Raw genomic sequence first — 300 nt, 5'->3', positions numbered from 1 at the left:
CCGCCGCCTGCCCGGGCGTGGCCGAAGCGGCAGTGATTGCCACCGGCAACGGCGGGACAGAAAAACGCCTAGTCGCCTCCATCACCGCGCAGCCCGATACTGACGCAGGCGTGCTCGCACCGGCCATGCTGCGCGCCGCACTGGCCGCGCAATTGCCCGACTACATGCTGCCGGCCGCGTACGTGCTGCTGGACGCGCTGCCACTGACGGCCAACGGCAAGCTCGATCGCCGCGCCCTGCCCGCCCCCACCGACGACGCCCTGGCCGCGCGTGCGTTCGCACAGATGTCCCAGATCGGCC

At 72.0% G+C, this 300-nt stretch carries 1 protein-coding gene; it reads left to right on the top strand.

The features are described 5' to 3' along the window. On the top strand, nt 1-300 hold a 300-nt coding region (locus tag FFY45_RS21805; RefSeq protein WP_217902715.1), incomplete at both ends, for an AMP-binding enzyme.

The sequence above is a fragment of the Xanthomonas hortorum genome (genome assembly GCF_011305375.1).
Lineage (GTDB): Bacteria > Pseudomonadota > Gammaproteobacteria > Xanthomonadales > Xanthomonadaceae > Xanthomonas > Xanthomonas hortorum_E.
The sequence above is the reverse complement of the archived record's forward strand: the minus strand, read 5'-3'. Positions and strand labels throughout refer to the sequence as shown.